This is a genomic window from Bradyrhizobium sp. 76, from assembly GCF_023073025.1.
GTDB lineage: Bacteria > Pseudomonadota > Alphaproteobacteria > Rhizobiales > Xanthobacteraceae > Bradyrhizobium.
Map to the genome: position 1 here is coordinate 26534 of NZ_JADPIS010000090.1, position 24149 is coordinate 50682.

The 24149-nt window shown below is 64.5% G+C and carries 21 protein-coding genes and 1 pseudogene; 18 read left to right on the plus strand and 4 right to left on the minus strand.

What is annotated here, in order from left to right; all coding sequences use genetic code 11:
* The first annotated feature begins 41 nt into the window (after positions 1-41).
* Positions 42-1361 (plus strand): solute carrier family 23 protein, encoded by a 1320-nt coding sequence (locus tag IVB48_RS16670; protein ID WP_247400975.1) that lies wholly within the window; start codon positions 42-44, stop codon positions 1359-1361.
* A 73-nt stretch (positions 1362-1434) separates the two neighbouring features.
* Positions 1435-2271, plus strand: a complete 837-nt coding sequence (locus tag IVB48_RS16675) for an SDR family oxidoreductase (RefSeq protein ID WP_247400977.1) — start codon at positions 1435-1437, stop codon at positions 2269-2271.
* A 712-nt stretch (positions 2272-2983) separates the two neighbouring features.
* Here IVB48_RS16675 and IVB48_RS16680 read toward each other — a convergent pair.
* Positions 2984-3427: a hypothetical protein gene (locus IVB48_RS16680; RefSeq protein ID WP_247400979.1), complete on the minus strand. Its 444-nt coding sequence runs from the start codon at positions 3425-3427 to the stop codon at positions 2984-2986.
* Between IVB48_RS16680 and IVB48_RS16685 the strand changes: the two genes are divergently transcribed.
* From IVB48_RS16685 to IVB48_RS16740, 12 genes and pseudogenes are all read left to right on the plus strand, one after another.
* Positions 3427-4047 (plus strand): YadA-like family protein, encoded by a 621-nt coding sequence (locus IVB48_RS16685; RefSeq protein ID WP_247400981.1) that lies wholly within the window; start codon positions 3427-3429, stop codon positions 4045-4047. The genes IVB48_RS16680 and IVB48_RS16685 overlap by 1 nt on opposite strands.
* Before the next feature lie 16 nt (positions 4048-4063).
* Complete coding sequence (locus tag IVB48_RS16690) at positions 4064-4687, plus strand: hypothetical protein (protein ID WP_247400983.1); 624 nt, start codon at positions 4064-4066, stop codon at positions 4685-4687.
* A 52-nt stretch (positions 4688-4739) separates the two neighbouring features.
* The gene (locus tag IVB48_RS16695; RefSeq protein WP_247400985.1) at positions 4740-5870 is read left to right on the plus strand and encodes a LuxR family transcriptional regulator; all 1131 of its coding nucleotides are present in this window, start codon (positions 4740-4742) and stop codon (positions 5868-5870) included.
* 37 nt (positions 5871-5907) lie between these two features.
* Complete coding sequence (locus tag IVB48_RS16700; RefSeq protein WP_247400988.1) at positions 5908-6729, plus strand: NAD-dependent protein deacetylase; 822 nt, start codon at positions 5908-5910, stop codon at positions 6727-6729.
* 140 nt (positions 6730-6869) lie between these two features.
* Entirely contained in the window at positions 6870-8954 is a 2085-nt protein-coding gene (locus IVB48_RS16705) for a hydantoinase/oxoprolinase family protein (protein ID WP_247400990.1), read from the plus strand.
* A gap of 2 nt (positions 8955-8956) precedes the next feature.
* A complete protein-coding gene (locus IVB48_RS16710; protein WP_247400991.1) occupies positions 8957-10615 on the plus strand; it encodes a hydantoinase B/oxoprolinase family protein in 1659 nt (552 codons plus the stop codon).
* A gap of 39 nt (positions 10616-10654) precedes the next feature.
* On the plus strand, positions 10655-11653 hold the full coding sequence (locus tag IVB48_RS16715; protein ID WP_247400993.1) for a TRAP transporter substrate-binding protein: 999 nt from the start codon (positions 10655-10657) through the stop codon (positions 11651-11653).
* Between the two features lie 9 nt (positions 11654-11662).
* On the plus strand, positions 11663-12256 hold the full coding sequence (locus IVB48_RS16720; protein WP_247400996.1) for a TRAP transporter small permease: 594 nt from the start codon (positions 11663-11665) through the stop codon (positions 12254-12256).
* A gap of 34 nt (positions 12257-12290) precedes the next feature.
* Positions 12291-13594 (plus strand): annotated as a pseudogene (locus IVB48_RS16725) (TRAP transporter large permease subunit).
* A gap of 354 nt (positions 13595-13948) precedes the next feature.
* Positions 13949-15667, plus strand: coding sequence for a PQQ-binding-like beta-propeller repeat protein (locus IVB48_RS16730; protein WP_247358244.1), 1719 nt, complete (start codon positions 13949-13951; stop codon positions 15665-15667).
* A 62-nt stretch (positions 15668-15729) separates the two neighbouring features.
* The gene (locus IVB48_RS16735; protein ID WP_247400998.1) at positions 15730-16164 is read left to right on the plus strand and encodes a cytochrome c; all 435 of its coding nucleotides are present in this window, start codon (positions 15730-15732) and stop codon (positions 16162-16164) included.
* A 32-nt stretch (positions 16165-16196) separates the two neighbouring features.
* Entirely contained in the window at positions 16197-16964 is a 768-nt protein-coding gene (locus tag IVB48_RS16740) for a transporter substrate-binding domain-containing protein (protein WP_247401000.1), read from the plus strand.
* Positions 16965-17048: 84 nt separating this feature from the next.
* Here the strand turns inward: IVB48_RS16740 and IVB48_RS16745 are convergent, their stop codons facing one another.
* On the minus strand, positions 17049-17693 hold the full coding sequence (locus IVB48_RS16745) for a glutathione binding-like protein (protein ID WP_027570319.1): 645 nt from the start codon (positions 17691-17693) through the stop codon (positions 17049-17051).
* Between the two features lie 116 nt (positions 17694-17809).
* Here IVB48_RS16745 and IVB48_RS16750 point away from each other — a divergent pair, with 116 nt between their 5' ends.
* On the plus strand, positions 17810-18454 hold the full coding sequence (locus IVB48_RS16750; RefSeq protein ID WP_247401002.1) for a TetR/AcrR family transcriptional regulator: 645 nt from the start codon (positions 17810-17812) through the stop codon (positions 18452-18454).
* A gap of 168 nt (positions 18455-18622) precedes the next feature.
* On the opposite strand, the gene IVB48_RS16755 is transcribed toward IVB48_RS16750, so the two are convergent.
* Together IVB48_RS16755 and IVB48_RS16760 are read right to left on the minus strand one after the other, a co-directional pair.
* Positions 18623-20590, minus strand: coding sequence for a methyl-accepting chemotaxis protein (locus tag IVB48_RS16755; protein WP_247401004.1), 1968 nt, complete (start codon positions 20588-20590; stop codon positions 18623-18625).
* A 118-nt stretch (positions 20591-20708) separates the two neighbouring features.
* On the minus strand, positions 20709-21674 hold the full coding sequence (locus tag IVB48_RS16760; protein WP_247401006.1) for a glyoxylate/hydroxypyruvate reductase A: 966 nt from the start codon (positions 21672-21674) through the stop codon (positions 20709-20711).
* Between the two features lie 144 nt (positions 21675-21818).
* On the opposite strand from IVB48_RS16760, the gene IVB48_RS16765 reads away from it, so the two are divergent.
* The 3 genes from IVB48_RS16765 to IVB48_RS16775 all read left to right on the plus strand — a co-directional run bounded on the left by IVB48_RS16765 (position 21819) and on the right by IVB48_RS16775 (position 24131).
* Positions 21819-22187 carry a YciI family protein gene (locus tag IVB48_RS16765; RefSeq protein ID WP_027570323.1) on the plus strand — a complete coding sequence of 123 codons (369 nt, stop codon included), beginning with the start codon at positions 21819-21821 and terminating at the stop codon, positions 22185-22187.
* Positions 22184-23500 carry an RNA polymerase sigma factor gene (locus tag IVB48_RS16770; protein WP_247358247.1) on the plus strand — a complete coding sequence of 439 codons (1317 nt, stop codon included), beginning with the start codon at positions 22184-22186 and terminating at the stop codon, positions 23498-23500. The genes IVB48_RS16765 and IVB48_RS16770 overlap by 4 nt, the downstream gene beginning before the upstream one ends.
* A 94-nt stretch (positions 23501-23594) precedes the next feature.
* Complete coding sequence (locus tag IVB48_RS16775) at positions 23595-24131, plus strand: SRPBCC family protein (protein WP_247287575.1); 537 nt, start codon at positions 23595-23597, stop codon at positions 24129-24131.
* Positions 24132-24149 lie beyond the last annotated feature (18 nt).

Here is a 24149-nt window from a genome sequence, read left to right on the forward strand (position 1 = left end):
TTCGCACGAAGATCGGTCGCTGCACCGCAACTGGGGGGAACATGCCGATTGCAACGGGCTCCGAACAGCGAGCGCAAGGCTATTTCCCGCTTTGGACTTTGAAGTCCTCCGGCGTGATCATGCCCGAGGAGCGGCTGCCGCTTGGCCAGACCGTCGTGTCCGGTCTCCAGCATTGCGTCGCAATGTCGGGCTCGACGATCATCGCGCCGCTGCTGATGGGGTTCGATCCCAATGTTGCGGTGCTGTTTTCCGGCATCGGCACGCTGATCTTCTTCGTCATCGTCGCGGGACGCGTGCCGAGCTATCTCGGCTCGAGCTTCGCGTTCATCGCGGTCGTGATCGCCGCCACCGGTTACGCCGGGCACGGGCCGAACCCGAACCTGTCGGTTGCGCTTGGCGGCATCGTCGGGGCCGGCGTCCTCTACGGCGTGATCGCGCTGATCGTGATGTGGTCGGGGGTTGGCTGGGTCGAGAGGCTGTTGCCGCCGGCCGTCACCGGCGCTGCGGTCGCCGCGATCGGCCTCAACCTCGCGCCCGTGGCGGTCAAGGCGGTGAGCGCCAATGCGTTCGACACAGGAATCGGGCTCGCGACAGTTCTGATCGTCGGCGTGGTTGCCGTGGGCGCACCGGGCCTGTGGCGCCGCCTGCCGATCATCCTCGGCGCGATTGGCGGATATCTCTTGTACCTGCTGTTCGCGAACGGCCTCGGCTTCAGCAAGCCGATTAACTTCACCCCGCTTGCGGCTGCGCCGTGGATCGGCCTGCCGAGTTTTACCACGCCGACCTTCCACACCGATGCGATCGTCCTGATCGCGCCGGTTGCGATCATTCTCGTCGCCGAGAACCTCGGTCACATCAAGGCCGTCGGCGCCATGACGGGCCGGAGCCTCGATGACTATCTCGGCCGCGCCTTGCTCGCCGACAGCCTCGCGACCATCGTGGCGGCCTGCGGCGGCGGCACCGGCGTTACCACCTATGCCGAAAACATCGGCGTCATGGCGGCCACGAAGGTCTATTCGACCTTGCTGTTCGCCTTCGCGGCGGTGGTGTCGATCGTGCTCGGCTTCTCGCCGAAATTCGGCGCGCTGATCTTGTCGATCCCGGGTCCTGTCATCGGTGGGCTCTCGATCGTGCTGTTCGGATTGATCGCTGCGATGGCCGGCCGGATCTGGGTCGAGAGCAAGGTCGACTTCTCAAGTCCGGCAAACCTGATCACCGTGGCGGTCGCGCTCACCGCAGGCGCCGGCGACCTCACGCTCAAATTCGGCGCCTTCACGATCGGCGGGATCGGCACCGCAACCTTTGGCGCCATCATCCTGTACCAGATCCTGACTTCGCCATTCGCGCGCCGCGTCGAATGAATCGCAGCGATGCGCTGAGGGATGGAACAAAAAGCCGGTTCCGTCGCTGATCAGGGCATCCCGGAGAGGACCCATGCCACAAACCGATCGCTCGACCTCGTTTCACTCGCGACTTGTCGGCCAGTACGCGCTGGTGACCGGCGCCTCCCAAGGCATCGGCCGCGCCGTCGCCGTCCGGCTTGCCCAGGAAGGCGCGACCGTCGCCATCAACTATTTCGGTCACGCTGAAGGGGCTGAGGAGACACTCGCGCTCGCGCGGACGGCATCGGGTGATCGCGGCCACGGCAGGCTCGATCACATCATCGTCAAGGCCGACGTCGGTAATGAGCAAGAGGTCGCCGCGATGTTCGAGACGATTCTGGCGCGCTGGAAGCGCCTCGACTGCCTCGTCAACAATGCCGGCTTCCAGCGGGAATCGTCGAGCGAAGCGCTCGACATCGAGACCTACCGCCGCATCATCGACGTCAATCTCAACGGCGCCGTGTTCTGCGCCCAGAAGGCGCTCGCCCATTTCGTCGCGCGCGGCGGAGGCGGCAGCATCATCAATTGCTCCAGCGTGCACCAGATCATCCCGAAACCCGGCTACCTCGCCTATTCCATCAGCAAGGGCGGCATGGCCAATCTGACGCGTACGCTGGCGCTGGAATTCGCCGGCCGTGGCATTCGCGTCAATGCGGTCGGTCCCGGCGCGATCGACACGCCGATCAATGCGGCCTGGACCGGCGATCCGGAAAAGCGCGGAGTGGTCAGCAGCCACATTCCGCTGGGCCGCGTCGGCACTCCGGAAGAGATCGCCGCCGTGTTCGCCTTCCTCGCGTCGGACGATGCCAGTTACATCACTGGGCAGACCATCTATGCCTGCGGAGGCCTGACGCTGTTTCCTGAGTTCCGGGACAACTGGGCGAGCTAGCAAAGATCACGAGCGTCCTTGCAGTTCTCGCGGTCTGCCTGCGGCGCCGACGCTCATCGTCGAGACTTTTCGCGATGCAATCCAGCAACAGTCGGAAAAAAGCGGGCTGTCGGCGCCGCACGCGCGGACGAACTCAACCGAACGGTTGATGTCCTGTCCGTGGCCCTGTCCCACGATTGCGGCAGCTTGGACCAGCGGAGAGCGACAAGATGCCGATCAGTTGTCCGCAACCGGGAGCGACTGATCGGGGTAGCTTGCACCGCTCGTCGCCCCGCATTGACCGCAACGCTCCTCGCATGATCACGGCGTTGGTCAACCTGGCGGTTCTCACGGCTATGGCCTTGTTCCTCGGAATGTCTCCGGCCGCCGCCCAGTGCTATTCCAATGGAAGCTCTTTCGTGGGCACCTGCTCGGCCCAAGGGACTCCCGGCTCCAACGGGATCGCAGTCGGCGATAATACCCGAGCCGACCAGCTATCCACCGCCTTTGGCGACCACGCAATTGCGCTTAACGACAGTGCGACCGCGGTGGGCCATGACGCGGTGGCCAACTCCTTCGGCGTGTCGATGGGCACAAATGCCGGTCTATCGACGGTTAACCAGGGCATCACCAGCATCGGTACCAACTCCAATAGCACGGCGGCCGGTGCCGGCAGGTGGAGTACGGCAATTGGCTCGGGTGGCACCGGCAACGGTCCCAGTTCGCTCGGAAACTACAGCGTCGCGATCGGGGGCGGCGACGGTAGTTTTTTCGGAACGGGCGCAACGTCGGGTGGATTTGGGTCGGTTGCGATCGGCCTCAGCAGTTCCTCGGGTGGCGCTTCATCAACAGCCATCGGGAACGCCGCTAACGCCAGCAACACCAACTCGACCGCGGTGGGCAACGCGGTGACCGCAAGCGGCGGCAATTCCTTCGCGGCCGGCAACAACTCCCACGCCACCGGGACGAGCGCTGTCGCGATCGGCGACGGCGCAACCGCCGGCACGGGCGCAAATGCGATTGCCATCGGCACCGGTGCAGTTTCGACCGGATCGATTGCCGTCGGCGCTGATTCGGCGGCGGCGCTCGGCAACACCGCCGTTGGCGATGGGGCAAAGGCAAGTGCCGCCGCCGGCAGTTCCGCATTCGGCAACGGTGCTGTTGCGTCGGCATCCAATGCCACCGCAATCGGCGCTGGGCAGCAACGCTACCGCTGCCGGCGCGGCGGCCTATGGACAGGGCAGCACTGCGTCTGCCGCGAGCGCAACGGCAATCGGTTCTGGTGCCACCGCGGGATTCTCGAACTCCACCGCCATCGGCTCCGGTGCGACAGTAACTGCTGCCAACCAGGTCGCGATCGGGACCGCCAGCAACACCTATCGCATGGCCGGCGTCGCCTCGGCGGCGAGCCTGGCGGCACAGAGTGGACCGGTGTCCTTCGTGACGACCGACGCGGCCGGCAATCTGGCAACGTCGAGCTTCAATCCGGCGAACATCGCCTCACTGCAGTCGCAGGTGACCTCCTTGCAGTCGCAAGTGATGGACAACCGGCTCGAAGCCCGCAGCGGGACCGCGGTCGCGCTCGCGGCCGGCTCGATGCCGGCGCTGCAACAGGGGCGCAAGTTCGCGCTCTCGGCCGGCTACGGCAATTTCGAGGGCGCCAACGCGTTTGCGGTCGGTGCAACGGCACTGCTCTATGACGGCAAGAGCTATGCTATTATCGCCAATGCCGGCGGCGGCATTGGACTCGAGCGCAGCGTTGCAGGTGGACGTGGTGCTGTCTCGATCCAGTGGTAGGAAGAACCCGTTCGTCATGACGCTGCGTTGGTTGAGCGCGGGCCTTGGTCTTCCGATTGCCGGTCTTTTGATCCTGGGGGCGGTGACGACCTCTGCGCAGCAGACGCCGCCGCAGCCCCACCAGACGCCGCCGTCGCAGCAGCAGGCGGCCAAACCCGCCAATATCGACCGCAACGGCGTGCTGATGCTGATCCGCTCGACGCTGCTTGCGCTCGACCATGCCAACAAGACCGGGAACTACACCGTGCTGCGCGATCTCGGTGCGCCCGGCTTCCAGATCAACACCGCCGCAAAGCTTGCGGAGATATTTGCCAAGCAGCGTGGCGACAAGCTCGATCTCTCCGGCCTTGCCGTGATCGATCCGCAATTGTCGCTGCTGCCGCAGATCGAGCCGAACGGGCTCCTGCACATGGCAGGATTTTTTCCGTCGGTGCCATCCCAGGTGAATTTCGAACTGATGTTCGCGCCGGTCGAAGGACAATGGCGTGTGTTCGGCGTATCATTGTCGGTGGGGCAGTCCGCACCGGTGGCGCCCGCCGCTCCTGAAGCTGGGCCTGGCAAGGCGCTCGTCTCACAGAAGCAATCCGCCCCGCCTAAGCCGGGCGCGCCTGCGAAACAGCCTCTGGTCTCGACTCAATGAGGGACGAGGTGCGGATGCCGAATCTGTTGTTCGACATGTCGGAGAGCCGGCCGTGATATCCGAAGCCGCTCTGCTTTCAGAGCTGATCGGCCTAATTTACGACGCCGCGCTCGATCCCGCCTTGTGGCCCCGCGCCCTCGAACAGGCCTGCCTGTTTGTCGGCGGGTCCTCCGGCGCCCTGTTCTGGCATGACGCGGCCACCGAACAAACCGCAGTGCTGCACCTCTTCAATGAGGAGCCGGACTACACAAAGCTCTATCTCGAGAAATATCTCGCCTTGAACCCGTGCTTTCCAGCGGCCACTTTCTGCGAGGCTGGTCTCGTCTATGCATCAACCGACTTCGTCCCCTTCGAGGAGATGGTGGCGACGCGCTTCTACGAAGAGTGGATGAAGCCGCAGGGCATGATCGATGCGCTCGGGTCGAATCTGGAGAAGGGCGCAACCTATTCATCGATCGTCAGTGTCCGGATGCATGAGAAAGACGGTCTCGCCGACGCTGACGCCCGCAGCCGGTTTGCGCTGATCGTGCCGCACTTCCAGCGCGCGGTCTCGATTGGCCGGCTGTTCGATCAGAACAGGGCGACACAGGCGGTGTTGACCCAGACGCTTGACAGCGTCACGGCCGCCGTCTTTCTGGTTGGTCCCAACGGACGTCTCGCCTTCACCAACGCGCCCGGACGCGCGATGCTGGACGAGGCTGCGCTGCTCACGGAAAGAAACGAAACGTTGTTCGCTGTTGCCCTCGACGCTCAGCGCGCGTTGCGCGAAGCGCTTGTCGCCGCGGAGAACGGCAACATGCCGACAGACAGCGGCGGCTCGATTCCGCTCGGGACCTCGCAAGGCCGCTGGTTTGCCAACGTGCTGCCGTTGACCTCGGGGGACCGGCGGCGTACCGGCGCGCTGCATTCCGCGGTTGCCGCGGTGTTCGTGCGCAAGGCCTCGCCGGCAAGCCCGCCGCCGCTGGAGGCGCTTGCAAAACTCTACAGGCTCGCCGCAAGCGAGGTCCGCCTGATCGACGCCGTCATGAGGGTGAGCGGGATCAAGGCGCTGGCCGAGTTGCTCGGGCTGACGCAGGCGACCGTCAAGACACACCTCCACAACGTCTTCCGCAAGACCGGTACGGCGCGGCAGAGCGAGCTCGTGAAGCTGATTGCGGGATTCGACCGGTCCGAACAGCGGTGATCTGGCAAAACCCGCCTGCGCGGACTACATCTGCGTCATGGCAAATGATCCGCTGGCAAATCATCCGCTCCAGGATTTCGTCGGCCGGCACGAACGTCTGTTCGTGCTGACCGGTGCTGGCTGCAGCACCCATTCGGGCATTCCCGATTATCGCGACAGTCACGGCAACTGGAAGCGGACCCAGCCGGTGAACTTCCAGGCTTTCATGTCGGAAGAGCATACGCGTCGGCGCTATTGGGCGCGCAGCCTGATCGGCTGGCGGCGGTTCGGCCAGGCGAGGCCGAACGATGCGCATCACGCGCTTGCCCGGCTCGAGGCGAGCGGGCGTTGCGGAATGCTGCTGACCCAGAACGTCGACCGGCTGCATCAGTCCGCCGGCCACCGCCAGGTAATCGACCTGCACGGCCGGCTCGATCTGGTCCGCTGCATGGGTTGCGGCCAAAAGACGCCGCGGAGCGAATTCCAGGAGATGCTCGGCCGCGCCAATGCGGAATGGTTGACGCTCGATGCCGCCGATGCCCCCGACGGCGATGCGGACCTGGAGCATGCGGATTTTTCGTCGTTCAAGGTGCCTCCTTGCGAAGCTTGCGGCGGCATCCTCAAGCCCGATGTCGTGTTCTTCGGCGAGAACGTCCCGCGCGACGTGGTCGCTACCGCGCAGGATCATCTGGCGCAGGCCGACGCCATGCTCATCGTCGGCTCGTCACTGATGGTGTATTCCGGCTTCCGCTTCGTGCAGGCTGCCGCGCAACGGCAAATCCCGATCGCTGCGGTCAATCTCGGACGCACCCGCGCCGATGATCTCCTTACGCTGAAGGTCGAGGAGCGCTGCGAAGCCGCGCTTGCATTCCTGCTCTGATCGCGCGGGCTGCGAACACGCCTTGCCTATTGCATGGGTGCCAAGCAGAATAGCTGGACGCAGTATGTTCCTGTCATCCATGGCATGGAAATTGCTGCGCTTTTGTCCTCAGTCTTGACGATCAGCACGGAGAATTTGGAATGCTTGAGGGAGCCGAGGTGCGGCTTGCCGTCGATATCGGTGGCACGTTCACCGACATCGTGCTGGACGTGGGGCAGGATCGCAAGACGCGCAAATTGCTGACGACGCCGCAGCGGCCCGAACAGGCGGTGCTCGATGGCATGCGGCTCATTCTCGCCGATGCGCGCGCCCATATCAGCGACATCGACGTCTTCATTCACGGCACGACGCTGGCGACCAACGCCATCATCGAGCGTCGCGGCGCCAAGACGGCGCTAATCGCGACCGAGGGCTTTCGCGACGTGCTCGATATCGGCACCGAGAGCCGCTACGACCAGTATGACCTCTCTATCGACAAGCCGAAGCCGCTGGCGCCGCGGTCCCTGCGCTTCACGGTGCCGGAGCGTATCGACGCCCACGGTGCCGTCCGCCTCCCGCTGGACGAAGCGGCGGTGCGTGCGCTCGCGCCAAGATTGCGCGCGCTGAACGTCGAGAGCGTCGCGGTCGCCTTCCTGCACTCCTACGCCAATCCCGAGCACGAGCGCCGCACGGCCGCGATCATCAGCGAGGAGATGCCCGGTATTTCCGTGACCGTATCGTCCGCGGTGTGTCCGGAGATCCGCGAATATGAGCGCACATCGACTGCGGTGGCCAACGCCTATGTGCAACCGCTGATCGATGGTTATCTCGCCCGCATGTCCGATGCCTTGCAGGTCGAGCAGTACCGCGGCGCGATCTATCTCGTCACCTCCGGCGGCGGTGTCACCTCGATCGAGACGGCGCGGCGCTTTCCGGTGCGCCTCGTCGAATCCGGTCCTGCCGGCGGCGCCATTTTCGCGGCGCAGATCGCGGCGCGTCTCGGCGAGAGCAAGGTGCTGTCCTTCGACATGGGCGGGACAACGGCAAAGATCTGTCTGATCGAAAAATACCAGCCCGAGACCTCGCGCGTGTTCGAGGTGGATCGCGCTGCACGCTTCCTGAAAGGTTCAGGTCTGCCGGTGCGGATACCCGTGATCGAGATGGTCGAGATCGGCGCCGGCGGCGGCTCGATCGCTCATGTCGACGCGATGAAGCGCGTCACGGTCGGCCCCGAGAGTGCCTCGTCGGAGCCGGGGCCCGCCTGCTACGGCCGCGGCGGCCTGCGCCCGGCCGTGACGGATGCCGACGTTGCGCTCGGCATGATCGATCCCGACGATTTCGCGGGTGGAACGATCAAGCTCGACCCTGAACTCTCGAAGCAGGCGCTGCTGCGCAGCGTCGGCGAGCCGCTCGGCCTGTCGGCGGAAACCGCGGCCTATGCCGTGCACGAGGTCGTCTGCGAGAATATGGCGAGCGCGGCGCGCGTGCATGCGGTGGAGCGCGGTGAGATTGTCGGGCAGCACACGCTGATCGCCTTCGGCGGCGCGGCACCGTTGCATGCGGCGCGGGTCGCCGAGAAGATCGGTGTCTCCCGCGTGATCGTCCCTTCCAATGCCGGCGTGGGTTCGGCGGTGGGCTTCCTTGCGGCTCCGATCGCCTACGAGCTGGTGCGCAGCCGTCATGTGCGGCTCGACGATTTCGACACCGAGGGGGTCTCCGACCTGCTCCAGGAGATGGTGACCGAAGCGCGTGCGCTGGTCGAAACGGGTGCGGCCGGTGCGCCAGTGCGCGAGCGCCGCGCGGCCTTCATGCGCTATGTCGGCCAGGGCCATGAGATCACGGTCGAGCTGCCGAACCGGCGGCTGACGACGGCCGATCTGGCCGGCCTGCGCCAGAAGTTCGAAGCGGATTATGCGGCGATGTTCGAGCGGTCCATCCCGGGTGCGGCGATCGAGGTGTTGAGCTGGTCGGTGCTCGCGACGACCGAGGCGCGCAATCCGGCCACGGTCGCGGCCGTTACGCGCAAGCCGGCCGGGAAGGCGACCGGCAGCCGCAAGTTCTTCGACGGTCGTGCAGGGGAGGTGATCGAGATCCCGCTCTACCGCCGCGAGGACATGGCGCCGGGCGCGACGATTGCGGGTCCCGCGGTGATCGCCGAGGACGAGACCTCGACGTTCGTCTCCAACAGTTTTGATGCCCATATCGACGGTGCCGGCAGCATCGTCATGGAACGGAAGGCGGCCTGATCATGAGCAAGGCAAGCGGCGCGAGCCTGATCGACCTCCAGATCATGTGGCACCGGCTGATCGCCGTGGTCGAGGAGCAGGCGCAGGTGCTGCTCCGCACCGCCTTCAGCCCGATCGTGCGCGAATGCGGCGACCTCTCGGCCGGCGTGTTCGACCTCAAGGGACGGATGCTGGCGCAGGCGGTGACGGGCACCCCCGGCCACGTCAATTCGATGGCTGAATCGGTCAAGCACTTCATCGCCCACTTTCCGATCGAGACGATGAAGGAGGGCGACGCCTACATCACCAACGATCCCTGGATGGGCACCGGGCATCTCAACGATTTCGTCGTCACTACACCCTGCTTCAAGGACGGCAAGCCGGTCGCGCTGTTTTCCTGCACCAGCCATCTCATGGACATCGGCGGCATCGGCTTCGGGCCCGACGCCACCGACGTGTTCATGGAAGGGCTCTATATCCCCATGCTGAAGCTGATCGACCAGGGTGTCGTCAACGAGACGCTGATGGCGATGATCCGCACCAACACGCGGCTGCCGATCGACACCGAGGGCGATACCTACTCGCTCGCCGGCTGCAACGACGTCGGCTGCGAGCGCCTGGTCGAGATGATGACCGAGTTCGGCATCGACACGCTCGATGCGCTCGGCGACTACATTTGCGACCGCTCGCGCGAGGCCGTGCTGGCCGAGATCGCCAAGCTGCCGAAGGGCACCTGGCGCAACACCATGGTGGTCGACGGCTATGACGCGCCGGTCTCGCTTGAGGCGACGCTGACGATCTCGGACGAAGGCATCCACGTCGATTTCGACGGCACCTCGGCCGCGTCCCGATTCGGCATCAACGTGCCTCTGTCGTACACCATCGCCTACACGGTGTTCGGTCTTGGCTGCGTCGTCGCCTCGCAGATCCCGAACAATGCCGGCTCGCTCTCGCCGCTGACGGTGTCGGCTCCCCCGGGCGCGATCCTCAATGCGCCGAAGCCGGCGCCGGTCGCCTCGCGTCACATCATCGGCCAGATGCTGCCCGACGTCGTGTTCGGCTGCCTGCGCCAGATCATTCCCGAGCGCGTGCCCGCCGAAGGCACATCGTGCCTGTGGAATCTCAATGTGCGCGGACAGACTCGCTCGGGCGCCGGCGGCAATTACGGATTCTCGATGGCGGTGACCTCCAATGGCGGCACCGGCGCGCGCTTCGCGAAGGACGGGCTGTCGGCGACCGCCTATCCCAGCGGGGTGCGGGGCACGCCGGTCGAAATCGCCGAGACGCAGACGCCGCTGATCTTCTGGCGCAAGGAGCTGCGTCCGGATTCCGGAGGGGCGGGGCGCACCCGCGGCGGCCTCGGCCAGATCATCGAGGTCGGCAGCGGCGTCGATGCGCCGTTCGACATCCTGGCGGCGTTCGACCGCATCGATCATCCGCCACGTGGTCGCGATGGCGGCAAGAACGGTGAGGCCGGCTATGTCGGCCTGAAGTCCGGCAAGAAGCTGCGTGGAAAAGGCTTTCAGCAGGTGCCGCCGGACGACCGGCTGGTGGTGCTGACGCCAGGCGGCGCCGGCATCGGCGATCCCCGGGAGCGCGCGCCGACAGCCGTCAACGACGATATCGAAAGCGGACTCGTGTCTGCCGACAACGCGCTTGCAGTTTATGGGCATACGCGATGACGCCGCAGGCGTCGTGCGCGTAGCAAACGGAGGGGCTCAATGATCACGCGACGGAATTTTACCGCGGGCGCAGCGACGCTGCTCGCCGCCGGCCACATCTCGACCCGCGCGCGAGCTGCGACGGTGAGCTGGGACATGTCGACGGTATGGCCCGACGGCAATTTTCACACTCAGAACGCGTTTGCCTTCGCGGAAGAGGTGAAGAAGCAGAGCGGCGGCTCGGTCGCGATCACCGTGAAGGCCGGTGGACAGCTCGGCTTCAAGGGCCCCGAGCATCTGCGCGCCGTGCGCGACGGCCTGGTGCCGCTCGCCGACGTCCTCAATATTCAGCAGGTCGGCGACGAGCCCTTCATGGGCGTCGAGAGCATTCCCTTTCTCTGCGGCTCGATGGACGAATTGAAGGTGCTGCACAAATATGTGCGGCCCGAATACGAGAAGGTCGCCGCGCGCAACAACCAGAAGATCCTCTACATCGTGCCCTGGCCGACGCAATATCTGCATCTCAAGGTCAAGGTCGCCGATGTCGACGGCTTGAAGAACATCAAGATCCGCGTGCCCGACAAGAACGCCGTCGACATGCTGGCCGTGGTCGGCATGGCGCCGGTGATGATTCCCTGGGGCGAGACCATCCCCGCGTTGGCCTCCGGCGCGGTCTCCGGTGTCTCCACCTCGGCGGTGTCGGGTGTCGACGGTAAATTCTGGGAATTCCTGAAATACATCTACCCGACCAACCACGTCTGGTCGTCGCAGATGCTCACCGTCAATCTCGATTCCTGGAAGGCACTGAGCGCCGATCAGCAACAGCTTGTCGCCGGCATTGCCGCCAAGATGGAGCCGGGCTTCTGGGCGAACTCCCTCAAGGCGGACGTCGACAGCCTCAACCGGCTCAAGGAAGGCGGCATGGAGGTGGTGCCGGTCTCGGAGGCCATGATCACGGACATTCGCGCCAAGACCGCGCCGCAGCTCGACGCTTTCGTCAAGCGCGTACCGGCGGCCGACAAGCCGGTGCGGGCCTATCTCGCCGAAATGAAGCGCTGAGGACTTGCAGTGGCGGATGTTTTGCCTGCGTCGTCCCAAAGTCTCAACGCGGCGGCGCCAGCGCCGCTGCGCATCCTGCTTGACGGCATCGACCGTCTCGGCCGGCTGGACGGGTGGATCGGGGGCGGTTGCCTCTTGATGCTGACGCTGCTGATGCTGTGCGAGGTAGCAACGCGCTTCCTCTCGAACTTCCTGCCGTTCTTTCCGCCCACGATCTCGATCGCGTGGGAGTATTCCTCCTATCTGATGGCGGCGTCCTTCACCTTCGGCGCCGCCATGACCCTGCGCGTCGGCGGCCATATCCGTGTCGTGCTGCTGCTGAAGAACGTCCCCGCTCCGTTTCAGCGCGCGATCGAAATCCTGTCGGCCGCAGCGGGCTTCGCCTTCATGGCCTTCCTGACATCGTCGATGGCGAAGTTCGCCTTCGGCGCCTATGTGCGCGGCCAGGTTTCGACCTCGAGCGACACCCCGCTGTGGTTTCCGCAGGCCGTCGTCACCTTTGGCATGCTGCTGCTGACGCTCCAGTTCCTGGCGCGCGCGATCCAGGCCGTGCTCGGCCTGCCGCTGGAGGATCACCGCATGACGGCCTCGCCCGTCGAATGATCGCCCACGCGCCAGCCAGCGGACACCGGATTCCATGACCATCGAAGTCGTTGCACTCTTTGCGATCCTGTTTGCGCTTCTGGCCTGCGGCGTCTGGATCGGCCTGACGCTTGCGCTCACTGCGACGCTGCTGCTGGCGATGTTCCGCTCGATCCCGCTCGACAAGCTGCTGCCGCAATACGCCTGGAACATCCTGACCACGCAGGAGCTGCTGGCGTTGCCGCTGTTCATCCTGATGGGCGAGCTGCTGTTTCGCACCCGTCTGTCGCGTTCGCTGTTCCAGGGGCTCGCGCCCTGGGCGGGGCTTCTGCCGGGTCGTCTTCTGCATGTGAACGTGATCGGCTGCACCATCTTCGCGGCGATCTCCGGCTCGTCGGCGGCGACGACGCAGGTGATCGGCCGTATGTCGCTCAACGAACTGCTGCGCCGTGGCTATTCCCGCGACATCGCGATCGGCTCGCTCGCCGGCGCCGGCACGCTCGGCTTTTTGATCCCGCCGTCCAACATCATGATCATCTACGGCGTGCTCGGCGACGTCTCGATCCTGAAACTGTTCACCGCCGGCGTGCTGCCCGGACTGTTGCTGGCGGCCACCTTCATGGGGTGGGTGATGCTGCACACGACCCTCAACCCGAGCATGGTGCCGGAGACGGAAGCCAAGCTCTCGCAGGTGCCGTGGCGCGAACGTTTTGCGGCGCTGAAGGATCTCGCGCCGGCGCTGTTCCTGATCGCCTGCGTGCTCGGCTCGATGTATGGCGGGCTGGCTACGCCGTCGGAGGCCGCCGCGGTCGGCGTGCTCGGCGCGGCGCTGGTCGCCTGGGCGCAGGGCTCGATGTCACAGCAGGTGATCCGCGACGTGCTGATCGGCTCGGTCGTGACCTGCTCGATGATCGCGCTGATCGTGCTCGGCGCCTCGATCCTCGGCAACGCCGCGGCCTTCCTCGGCATCCCGCAGGCCGTCGCCGCCTTCGTGAAGGGCTTGGGGTTATCGCCCTTCATGCTGATCGTGGTGCTGATTATCTTCTATCTGATCCTCGGCTGTTTCCTCGACGGCTTCTCGATGATCGTGATGACGTTGCCGATCGTGCTGCCGATCGTGAAGGGCGCGGGCTTCGACGAGGTCTGGTTCGGCATCTTCCTCGTGCTGGCGGTCGAGATGGCGCAGATCACCCCGCCGGTCGGCTTCAACCTGTTCGTCATCCAGGCCTGACCGACGATGGCCTCGGCTACATCGCGCGCGTCACGATGCCGTACCTGCTCATCATGGTCGGCTTCGTGCTGCTGCTGACGCTCTGGCCCGGCATCGTCACGATCCTCCCGCGCCTGCTGTACGGATAAATCCTTCCTCGGGCCTTGGCGCTATCGCCGCCCGCAGCAGTCTGAGACCGCGAGGCCAAACGAACCGGTCAGCGCAACTGACGTTTGTAATTCGCGCCGCGCGTCAAATTCGCGCCGTGCGCGTGTTTCATCTTTGCGCTCCTCGTCATCCGGCGTACGCTGCTGCAGCGAGGATAAGCGCAACTGCAACCAGTCCAGAGACGTAGCACCTTTTGGCGATGTCCGCCGAGAGAGATAGAGAGCCGTCGGCGGCTCGTATGCGATGGAGAAGGCCGACAGAGAGCGGACTGCAGCATCCCTCGCGGTGGCGTCTGTGAGACGCAAGTTAAACAGCCATAAAAGCGGGAGGAACGGATGAGGAAGCGTTGGTGTAAGTCTGGTCTACCTCTTATTGCCGGCGCGACGCTGATGGTGTCGTCGGCCTTGGCCCAGTCCGTGGATACTGCGCGGATCGAGAACGGCGGTCAGAACGATTGGCTGACCTATCACGGTTCATACAAATCCTATCACTACAGCCCGCTGGCGCAGATCAACGCAAACAACGTCGGCAATCTGAACGTTGCCTGGACCCATATTCCAGGACGCTCGACCCGCGGCCTGCAATCGATGCCCCTCGCGGCGGATGGCGTGCTCTATTACTCGGGTTCTTACAGCCGGGTTTTTGCGCTCAACGGCGCGACAGGCGAGGTGATCTGGTCTCATTTTCCGGAGCTGGACGAGGCCCTGATCTCCCGTCAGACCCATTCCCCCTACAATCGCGGCGTAGCGCTCGGCGAGGGCAAGGTTTTCGTCGGCACTATGGATGGCAGGGTTCTTGGCCTGGATATGAAGTCGGGGAAGGTCCTCTGGGAAACCAGGTTGATCGACTCGCAGAAGCTCACGGTCGGTTTCACCGGTGCACCGCTTTACGCGAAGAGTACGGTGATCATCGGAGCGCAAGGCGGTGAATGGCCGGGCCGCGGCCCGATCTTCGGCCTGGATGCCACCACCGGGAAGAAGAAGTGGGAGTTCTTGACCGTCGCCGGCACCGACGAGGCCATGAAGACGTGGGGAAACGATTCCTGGCGCACCGGCGGGGGTGGCGGCTGGATGCCGGGCACTTACGATTCCGAGACCAACACAATCCTGTGGGGCACCGCAAACCCGGCGCCGCTCTACGATTGGTCGGGCGCCGATTACAAGACGCAAGGCGCGCGTCCCGGCGACAATCTCTACACGAGTTCGGTGATCGGTCTCGACGTCGATACCGGCAGGCTGAAATTCCATCATCAGGAATTGCCGCACGACGCCTGGGACTTCGACAGCGCGGTCGGCGAGTTTGTGATGCTCGAACGCGACGGTCAGAAGTTCGTGGTTCACCCGAACAAGGGCGGTTTCGTCTTCGTCTATGACCGCAATCTCGCCGTGAAGAACGTCTGGCGGCTCGTTGAGAACATCAATTTCGTCAAGGATATCGATCCCAAGACGGGTGCCTTGATCGGCCGTCGCGACTTCAGCGCCGGGAAGGTCACCGAACCGCCGCTGTGCCCCTTCATTGGCGGCGGCGTCAGCTGGAACGCCGGCTCCTACAACCCGAAGACCGGCCTGTACTACAAAATCGGCCAGGAATGGTGCATGACGCTCGACGTCCAGAAGACGACGCCGGTCACAGCGCCCCAGGTCCAGCTCAACATCGGCGCCGATTTCAAGATGGTACCTCCTCCGGGCGGAGAGATTTATGGACATCTCGACGCGCGCGACCCCATCACCGGCGCCAAGAAGTGGGAGGTTCGCTATCCCGAGCCGCCGCTCGGAAGCGTGCTGTCAACTGCGGGCAATCTCGTATTCGTGCCCGACTCCCGCGGCATCCTTCATGCCTACGATGCCGAAACCGGGGCTGAGCTGTGGAGTCACAACAACGGCACCGGCCACCAGGGCGGCATCGTCAGCTATTCCGTCAATGGCAAGCAATACATTGCCGTAGTCGCTGGCTTTGGCGGCATGCTGGCGGACGAATACGCGCCAAACTTCGGCGGCGCCTACAAGAGCATGCCGCGTGATGACGGGGCGCTTGTCGTCTTCAGCTTGAAATAGATCATCGCAGATTGCCGGGGAGCAGGCGCAAGCTTGCTTCCCGTGCATTGGAATTTCCCGGTGTGCTTCAGGACTCGTGCTTCAGGACTCGTGCTTCAGGACTCGTGCTTCGGGACGTGGCGCTTCAGGATATGGAGCTGGATACCTTGAACTTGCATTTCAAGAAGATCACCGCGCTGCTATCGGCGGTGCTGGGCGCCTCGTCGCTGTATGCCGCACTGGTTCAGGCGCAGTCTGCCACTCCCGTACCCGACAACGGGACGCTCGACGTCGAGCAGTTATTCGCAGGGACTTGCGGCTTTTGTCACTCTGCCGGCGGTCGGGCCGCCGGCAAGGGACCGCAACTGATGAATTCGCCGCGCGACGATGACTATCTGCACAGCCGCATCAAGAACGGCAAGTCTGGTGCGATGCCGGCATTCGGCGGGGCCTTCACCGACGCGCAGATCGACCAGATCGTCAAATATATCCGCGCCCTGAAGCCGCGCGAGGGCTGAATGACCAGCCGATGTCGATACGAGAACGCGGAATGAAGGCAGTTCTTCCGCTTGTGGTCGGCGCCGCGATCGGATTGCTGAATCCTGCGCAGGGGCGGACCCTGGACGCGATCCGCGCGTCCGGTGTGCTCGGATTATGCGCCCATCCGAACTCGCTTCCGTTCGCAAGCAAGGCGGCCGATCCACCCGGCTTTCAGATCGAATTGGGCGAGGCGCTGGCACACGAGCTCGGCGTCTCGCTGCGTCTCGACTGGATCATCACCCAGTACCAGATGCGGAGCGCCGGATGCGACATCGTTCTGGACGTCATCGCCAACCGCGAAGCGCAGGGTGAAACCCGCTTGAGACTCTCAAAACCGTATTACCGCACGGGCGTCGCGCTCGCCGTCCCCTCATCCAGCGCGCTGGCCTCGTTCCAGAGCCTCAACGAGCATACCAAGGTCGGGGTGCAGGTCGGATCCGTCGCGGCCATGATCATCAGTCAACGGCACGTCCCGACGTCGACTTTCGGCTTCGAGAGCGACAGCCTCGATGCCTTGTCAAACCATGAGATCGATGCCGCGGCGGTCACCCCCACCGCGGCGAGTTATTTCAATCTGACGCATCCGGACAAGGCATTTCGCATCCTGGATCGCGACGAGTCCATAGCCGATCTCAACTGGAACGTCGCGATCGGCATGGTCCGTCCGGATGATGCATTGCGCGACACCATCGATGGAGCGGTTGAACGGCTGCGAAGCGACGGCACGATCGATCGGATATACGGCCGCTACGGGGTCGTACTGCAGACACCGAAGTAGCCAATTGTTCCGGGCGCGGTCAGTCGCGCTTTAACCCGCCGTCCCGGCCGCATTGGCCGGAACGACGGTCGTTTCGAATGTCGCTTACGCCGCGGCCTTCTTCCGCGCCTGCTCGGCCTTGTACAGCTCGAACTCTTCCGCGATCGCGCGTGCGACCGACGGCCGCTGACGCAGGCGTTCGTAATAGGCCTTCACGTTCGGCCATTTGGCGAGCTCGATCGGCGGCGTCGCCATGGTCCAGTTGATGACCGTGACGAGATAGGCGTCGGCGACGCTGAAATGGTCGAGCAGGAAGTCGCGCCCCTTCAGGTAATTGTCGAGATAGTCCAGCCGCGACAGGTTCTTCTCCAGTGCGTAGGCTTTCGTCTCCTGCGGCGCCTTGCGGTCGAGCACCGGGATGAACAGGCCCTTGTGCAGTTCGGTGCCGATGAAGCAGAGCCATTGATGCAGCCGCGTGCGATCGATGCCCGCTGCGGCGCCGAGGCCCGATTGCGGGAAGCGGTCGGCGATATATTGCAGGATCGCGGCGTTCTCGGTCAGCACCACGCCTTCATCGGTGCGCAGTGTCGGCACCAGGCCGATCGGATTCACGGTCCGGAAGTCAGTGCCGTCGCTCAGCACGGTCTTGGTCGGCGGATCGACTTCGAGATAATTCGCTTCGGCGCCGGCTTCGTACAGCGCGACGCGGCTCGCCATCGAACAGGCGAGGGGCGAGAAATAAAGATCCATCTTGAGCCTCCTTGGGCAATTCTTCGATGTGACTTTTGGAGTGTCGCTCAACCCGGCCAGATTGATTTTTGTACTGTCTTGCATATTATGGGAACGGTCAAGGATTAAATTGCGAAATGGTACAAAAATCGAAGCCGCCAACTGCTGCCACGGAGCCTAAACGCCGCGGCCGACCGCGCGCCTATGAACCCGACGTCGCGCTTGGCAAGGCGCTCGACCTGTTCCGCACGCAGGGTTTTGCGGCGACCTCGCTCGACGATCTCAGCGAAGCCACCGGAATGAATCGCCCTAGCCTCTATGGCGCCTTCGGCGACAAGCGCGAGCTCTACATCAAGAGCTACCATCGCTACCGCGAGGAAGCGCGCGCATCGATGGTGGAGATCTTTCGCCAGGAGATGCCCGTGCGCCGGCGGCTGGAGCGCATCTTCGCCTCCGCGCTGAACATCTATCTCTCCGGAGAGACCGGCCCGCGCGGCTGCTTCACCGTGGTCACGGCAGCCTCCGAGGCGGTCGGCGATCCCGACATCCGGGCCATGGTGCTCGATGGCCTTAACGAGCTGGACAAGGCGTTCGCGAGTTGCTTCCGCCGCGCCAAGGAGAAAGGCGAGTTGCCCGAGAGCGCCGATCCCGCCGTGCTGGCGCAGCTCGCATCCGCAACCGTGCACTCAATCGCCATCCGCTCCCGCGCGCGTGTGTCGCGGAAGGAGCTCGAGGCGATCGTGAAGGGGGCGATCGACGTGATGGTAGGAGGAAAGAGCTAGGCGGTTGCGTGGCGCGAGCTATCTCCCAAACGTCCTGGCGAAAGCCAGGACCCATAACCACCGAATTTGGTTTGGCGAAGGTTCGGAGTTGCCGCCGTCGCGCCGCAGCTCCTCCCTGGGGTAATGGATCCTGGCTTTCGCCAGGACGACACTGAGTTGTAGCCTTCGCTACGCCGCGCGAATGTGCGCGAGGAAGCGATCCACCTCGTCGCGCAGCCGCTGCGATTGCTTTGACAGCTCGATCGCCGAGCCCAGGACTTCCTCGGCCGCTGTCCCCGTCGCGGCGATGCCGGCGGTGACGCCCGCGATGTTTTGCGAGACCTCGCCTGTGCGGGCGGCTGCCTGCTGGACGTTCTGCGCAATCTCCTGCGTCGCGGTGCCCTGCTGGCCGACGGCGGCGGCAATCGCGGCGGAGATCTCGTCGACCTCCTGGATCGTCGCGCAGATCGACTGGATGCCGTCCACTGCGCCGGTGGTTTCGCCTTGTACTGCCGTCACCTGCGCGCCGATCTCCTCGGTCGCCTTGGCGGTCTGGGTTGCCAGCGCCTTCACCTCGGAGGCGACCACCGCAAAGCCGCGGCCGGCTTCCCCCGCGCGGGCCGCCTCGATCGTCGCGTTGAGGGCCAGCAGATTGGTTTGCTCGGCAATGCCGCTGATGAAGGAGACGACGTCGCCGATTTTCTGCGCGGCGTCGGCCAGACTCTGCACGCGCTCATTCGACCGTCGCCCGTCGCTGGCAGCTTTGCCGACCACCGCCGTCGCGTGCGCAAGGCGCCGGCTGATCTCGGTCATCGACGACGATAACTCTTCCGCGGCGGCAGCAACCGTCTGCACATTCTCGGAGGCGAGCGCCGAGGCCGATGACACCGTGCCGGTCTGCTGCCGTGATCGCTCGACGATATCGGACATCGAGCGCGCCGTGTTCTCCATCTCGACCGCGGCCGAGGAGACCGTGGTGACGACATCGCGGATGCTGGCTTCGAAATTGTCGGCGAGCGCGGCGAAGGCGCGCCGTTTCTCCGCTTCGGATTGCGCCTTGGTGTCGGCCTGTTCGGCCTGGAGCCGGTTGAAGTTGACGGCGTTGTCGCGGAACACTGCGACAGCCTTGACCATCGCGCCGACCTCGTCATTCGCCTTGCTGGCGGGGACGGTGACATCGAGGTGTCCGTCGGCCAGCTCGCGCATCACGCTCGTGATGGAGATGATCGGACGCGAGATGCTGCGGGCGATGAGATAGCCGACGATGGCGGCGAGCACGAGCCCGAGCGCGGCGATGCCGAATGCCAGCAGCCAGGCACGGTCGGCAGAGGCCACATAGTCGGCATTGTCCATCACCAGTTCGACCGCGCCGAGCGGCTTGCCGGAAAAATCCCTGATCGGCCCGAGCAGCGCGGCCACCGGCGTGGTGTCGAGCTTGGCCTGCCGTACCGTGAAGTCGCCGCCGGCGGCGCGGCTGTAATCGGCCGCATCGAAGAAGCTCTTGCCCTTCAGTGTGCCGCCGAATAGCTTGAAGCCGCCGCCGTCCGCGAGATGGAAGGCGATGTCGACATGGCGGTTGGTCTTGAAATCGTCGAGGAAGGACTGGCCGAAGGTCAGGCCAAACTCCACTGAGCCGAGATGCTTGCCGCCTTGCGCGATCGGCACCACGCCGCGGATGCCGAGCCCGGCCAGGCCGCCCTCGAGCCCGACCACGACCTTGTGCTCCTGGTTGGCGATGATCACGGTTTTGCGAAAGCCCGAGAGGTCGTCGCCAAATTTGGCAGGCTGGTGCACGCGCAAGAACGATGTCGCGGGCGCCACGTGGAATTGGAACTGTTCGACGCCGTACTCCGATTTGGTCGCGGCAAACACCGGCCCGAACAGGCCGATTAAAGCGTTGCGATCCTGTTTGGCCATCGCGTCCTGCGTCGCGGGCATCGCGGCCACGACGGCGCTCATGGCGGCGGCACGCTGGGATTCCTCGGCAATTCGCGACTGGAGCGCGTCGTAATGACTGCGAAGCTCGCGCTGGTCGGCCCGGTCGATGATGCCGGAAATGATCCACATCGCCCCGAGCACGGCGAACAGGGCGGTCGCCGCCGCCGTCACCGCCAGCGCAACCGTGATCCGCATCCTGAGGCCGAGCGTGAAGCGCATGTCCGACTCGTTCGTTGAGCGTTGATTAACAACGCCTATCAACTTCTCGCTAAGAGAGGGTGAACGGGATACCGGCCGGCGATCAGTGATTTTACGGGCCCGGGTGGCACGTGAGGTCTCAGTACGCCCGCGTCCGGTCCACCACGTTCTCCAGCACACCACCCGCCTCGAACTGCGCGATTTGCTGGGCGACATAGGTCGAGATCGCATCGGCGTCGGTATCGGCGGCGTTGTGTGGCGTCAGCAACACCTTGGGATGGGTCCAGAACCGGCTATCCGCCGGCTGCGGTTCCTGCACGAAGACGTCGAGCGAGGCGGCGCCCAGCGTGCCGTCGTCGAGGCAAGAAAGGATGTCGGCTTCGTTCTGCAGGCCGCCGCGGCCGGCGTTGATCAGCACGGGCGCACCGAGTGGGCTTTTGCGGTTGAGCTTGGTGAAGACGTCGCGGTTGAGGATGCCGTGTGTATCGGGCGTCAGCGGCAACAGGCTGACGAGAATATCGGTCGTGCGCAGGAACGCGTCGATTTGCGCTGCGCCGTGGAAGCATTCGACACCCGCGATCGTGCGCGGGCTGCGGCTCCAGCCGGCGACGCGGAAACCAAGCCGCCGCAGCACATCGGCCGCGTCAGTGCCGAGCGTGCCCAGTCCCATGATACCGACCGTGACGGCGCTCGCCGGCCATTGATAGGTCGGCTCCCAGCGCTTTTCGCGCTGCGACTGGCGCAGATAAAGCTCCTGGCGATGGTGCATCAGCACGTGCTGCACGACGTATTCGGTCATGCGGCCGGTCAGATCGGGCACGGCGACACGCACCAGCGGCACGTTCGGAAGGCTCTTGTCCGCCATCAGCGCATCGACGCCGGCGCCCAGATTGAAGATCGCACGCAGATTGGGGAAAGAGCCGAGGTCGCCCGGCACCGGTTTCCACACCGCGGCATAGTGCACCTCGGCCGGATCGAGCCTGGGATCGGGCAGCAGCGCCACGCGGCGGCCGCCGCTGACCGCGTCGAACCGGGCCTTCCAGCGCTCCGGCAGCCAGTTCTGCTGCGTGCTGTTGATCAGGACGGCCAGTGTGCCCACGGTCATTCGAAGTGCCTCTTGAGGTTCCGCTTTTGAAGGCTCTCCTTGGCACGATCTGCTGGATTTTTCTTGCAATTTTTTTCCGCAGCCATGTCGGGGCAAGGCATACTGGATCGTCTTCAAAACAAGCGCTCAGAGAAGGTACTGCCCATGCTTTATGCGATCCTTTGCTATCACGACGAGGACTTCGTCGGCTCCTGGAGCAAGGACCAGGACGAGGCCGTGATGAAGAAGCTCGCCGTGGTGCAGGAAGGTCTCGCGAAGCAGGGCAGGCTCGGCCCCGTGGCGCGGCTGCTGCCGACCACTGCGGCAGCGACGCTGCGCAAGGAGGACCCGCCGCTGGTGCTCGACGGCCCTTACGCGGAGACCAAGGAGCAGTTGCTCGGCTTCTATATCGTCGATTGCAAGAACCTCGACGAGGCGCTCGACGTTGCGCGCGACCTCGGATCGGCCAATCCCGGCGGCGCCTATGAAGTGCGCCCGGTGGGCGTGTTCAGGCCCGGAGGGAATCTGACGTGAGCGAGGCCGATACCGCCTGGATCGAGACCGCGCTGACCTCGGCGCGCCCCCAGGCGGTCGGCGCGCTGCTGCGCTATTTCCGCGATCTCGACACCGCCGAGGAGGCCTTCCAGAACGCCTGCCTGCGCGCGCTGAAGACCTGGCCGCAGAACGGACCGCCGCGCGATCCCGCGGCCTGGCTGATCATGGTCGGTCGCAACGTTGCCATCGACGAGGTGCGCCGCACCCGCAAGCAGCAGCCGCTGCCCGAGGACGACCAGGCGATCTCCGATCTCGACGACGCCGAGGGCGCGCTTGCCGAGCGGCTCGACGGCTCGCACTACCGCGACGACATTTTGCGGCTGATGTTCATCTGCTGCCATCCAGGCCTGCCGGCGACGCAGCAGATCGCGCTGGCGCTCCGCATCGTCTGCGGCCTGACGGTGAAGCAGATCGCGCGCGCTTTCCTGGTGTCGGATGCTGCGATGGAGCAGCGCATCACGCGCGCCAAAGCCAAGGTCGCCGAGGCCGGGACACCGTTCGAAACGCCGGGCGCGGTCGAGCGCTCAGAGCGGCTCGCCGTTGTCGCCGCAATGATCTATTTGATCTTCAACGAGGGCTATTCGGCGAGCGGCGACACCGCCGCAATCAGAAAGCCGCTGTGCGAGGAAGCAATCCGGCTGGCGCGGCTGCTTTTGCGGCTGTTCCAGAGCGAGCCAGAGATCATGGGGCTCACGGCGCTCATCTTGTTGCAGCATGCGCGCAGTGCCTCGCGCTTTGCCGCGGATGGCTCGCTGATCCTGCTGGACGACCAGGATCGTTCGCTGTGGAACGGCACCATGATCGCGGAAGGTCTCGCGCTGATCGACAAGGCGATACGCCATCGCCGCAGCGGGCCCTACCAGATCCAGGCCGCGATTGCCGCGCTGCATGCCCGCGCGGCGACGCCCGAGGAGACCGACTGGGCGCAGATCGACCTGCTCTATGGTGCACTGGAGGTGGTGCAGCCCTCGCCAGTGGTGACGCTCAACCGCGCGGTCGCGGTGTCCAAGGTGCGCGGACCGCAAGCCGCGCTCGACCTGATCGAGCCGCTGGCGCCAAAGCTTGCCAACTACTTCCATTTCTACGGCGTGCGCGGCGCTTTCCTGATGCAGCTCGGCCGCAATGACGAAGCCCGCATCGCCTTCGACCGCGCGATCGCCCTAGCCAATACTTCCGCAGAAGCCGCCCACATCCGCATGCATCTCGATCGCCTGATCCGGGACAGCCAGCCGAAGGGCGCCAACGGCGGCGCCAGGCAAGACGCCAAGGTCAAAGACGCCAAGGTGAAGTAGGGAGCGCCTGCTTCGGGCGTTGCAAAATTTTCGCTTCGCCTTGTCGGACCCGGCCCTCTCCCTTCGTCCTAGGACCGTATCGAGGGAGCCATTCATGCTGAAAGCCGTTGCCATCATCGCCGTCGTGCTCGCTGTCGGAATCGTGGGCGTGCTCGGCTTCGCCCTGACGAAGCCCGACACATTCCGGGTCGAACGCAGCCTCGCCGTCAAAGCGCCGGCCAATGCGGTCTATCCCTTGGTCGCCGATTTCCATCGCTGGACGGCCTGGTCACCCTACGAGAACCGCGATCCCGCCATGAAGCGCAGCTTCGGCGGAACTACGGAAGGAAGGGGCGCGACCTATGCCTGGGACGGCAACAACAATGTGGGCGCCGGCCATATGGAGATCCTCGAGGCGAGTGCGCCGTCAAAACTCCGCATCAAGCTCGACTTCGAGCGGCCTTTCGAAGGCCACAACACCGCCGAGTTCACCTTTGTGCCGCAAGGCGATGCCACACTGGTCACGTGGGCGATGTCCGGTCCGGCCCCGTTCCTGTCCAAGGTCATGCAGGTGTTCATCAACATGGACAACATGATCGGCAAGGATTTCGAGGCGGGCTTGGCCAGCCTGAAGAAGCTCACCGAGAAGTAGCGCCGTCACCCCGAACGA

What these genes read in the sequence shown, in the direction of transcription:
- IVB48_RS16715 (WP_247400993.1), top strand. Translation starts at nt 10,655, where the DNA reads ATGATCACGCGACGGAATTTTACCGCGGGCGCAGCGACGCTGCTCGCC.
- IVB48_RS16750 (WP_247401002.1), top strand. Translation starts at nt 17,810, where the DNA reads ATGGTACAAAAATCGAAGCCGCCAACTGCTGCCACGGAGCCTAAACGC.
- IVB48_RS16690 (WP_247400983.1), top strand. Translation starts at nt 4,064, where the DNA reads ATGACGCTGCGTTGGTTGAGCGCGGGCCTTGGTCTTCCGATTGCCGGT.
- IVB48_RS16670 (WP_247400975.1), top strand. Translation starts at nt 42, where the DNA reads ATGCCGATTGCAACGGGCTCCGAACAGCGAGCGCAAGGCTATTTCCCG.
- IVB48_RS16775 (WP_247287575.1), top strand. Translation starts at nt 23,595, where the DNA reads ATGCTGAAAGCCGTTGCCATCATCGCCGTCGTGCTCGCTGTCGGAATC.
- IVB48_RS16765 (WP_027570323.1), top strand. Translation starts at nt 21,819, where the DNA reads ATGCTTTATGCGATCCTTTGCTATCACGACGAGGACTTCGTCGGCTCC.
- IVB48_RS16745 (WP_027570319.1), bottom strand. Translation starts at nt 17,693, where the DNA reads ATGGATCTTTATTTCTCGCCCCTCGCCTGTTCGATGGCGAGCCGCGTC.
- IVB48_RS16730 (WP_247358244.1), top strand. Translation starts at nt 13,949, where the DNA reads ATGAGGAAGCGTTGGTGTAAGTCTGGTCTACCTCTTATTGCCGGCGCG.
- IVB48_RS16710 (WP_247400991.1), top strand. Translation starts at nt 8,957, where the DNA reads ATGAGCAAGGCAAGCGGCGCGAGCCTGATCGACCTCCAGATCATGTGG.
- IVB48_RS16705 (WP_247400990.1), top strand. Translation starts at nt 6,870, where the DNA reads ATGCTTGAGGGAGCCGAGGTGCGGCTTGCCGTCGATATCGGTGGCACG.
- IVB48_RS16675 (WP_247400977.1), top strand. Translation starts at nt 1,435, where the DNA reads ATGCCACAAACCGATCGCTCGACCTCGTTTCACTCGCGACTTGTCGGC.
- IVB48_RS16685 (WP_247400981.1), top strand. Translation starts at nt 3,427, where the DNA reads ATGCCACCGCAATCGGCGCTGGGCAGCAACGCTACCGCTGCCGGCGCG.
- IVB48_RS16760 (WP_247401006.1), bottom strand. Translation starts at nt 21,674, where the DNA reads ATGACCGTGGGCACACTGGCCGTCCTGATCAACAGCACGCAGCAGAAC.
- IVB48_RS16740 (WP_247401000.1), top strand. Translation starts at nt 16,197, where the DNA reads ATGAAGGCAGTTCTTCCGCTTGTGGTCGGCGCCGCGATCGGATTGCTG.
- IVB48_RS16755 (WP_247401004.1), bottom strand. Translation starts at nt 20,590, where the DNA reads ATGCGCTTCACGCTCGGCCTCAGGATGCGGATCACGGTTGCGCTGGCG.
- IVB48_RS16700 (WP_247400988.1), top strand. Translation starts at nt 5,908, where the DNA reads ATGGCAAATGATCCGCTGGCAAATCATCCGCTCCAGGATTTCGTCGGC.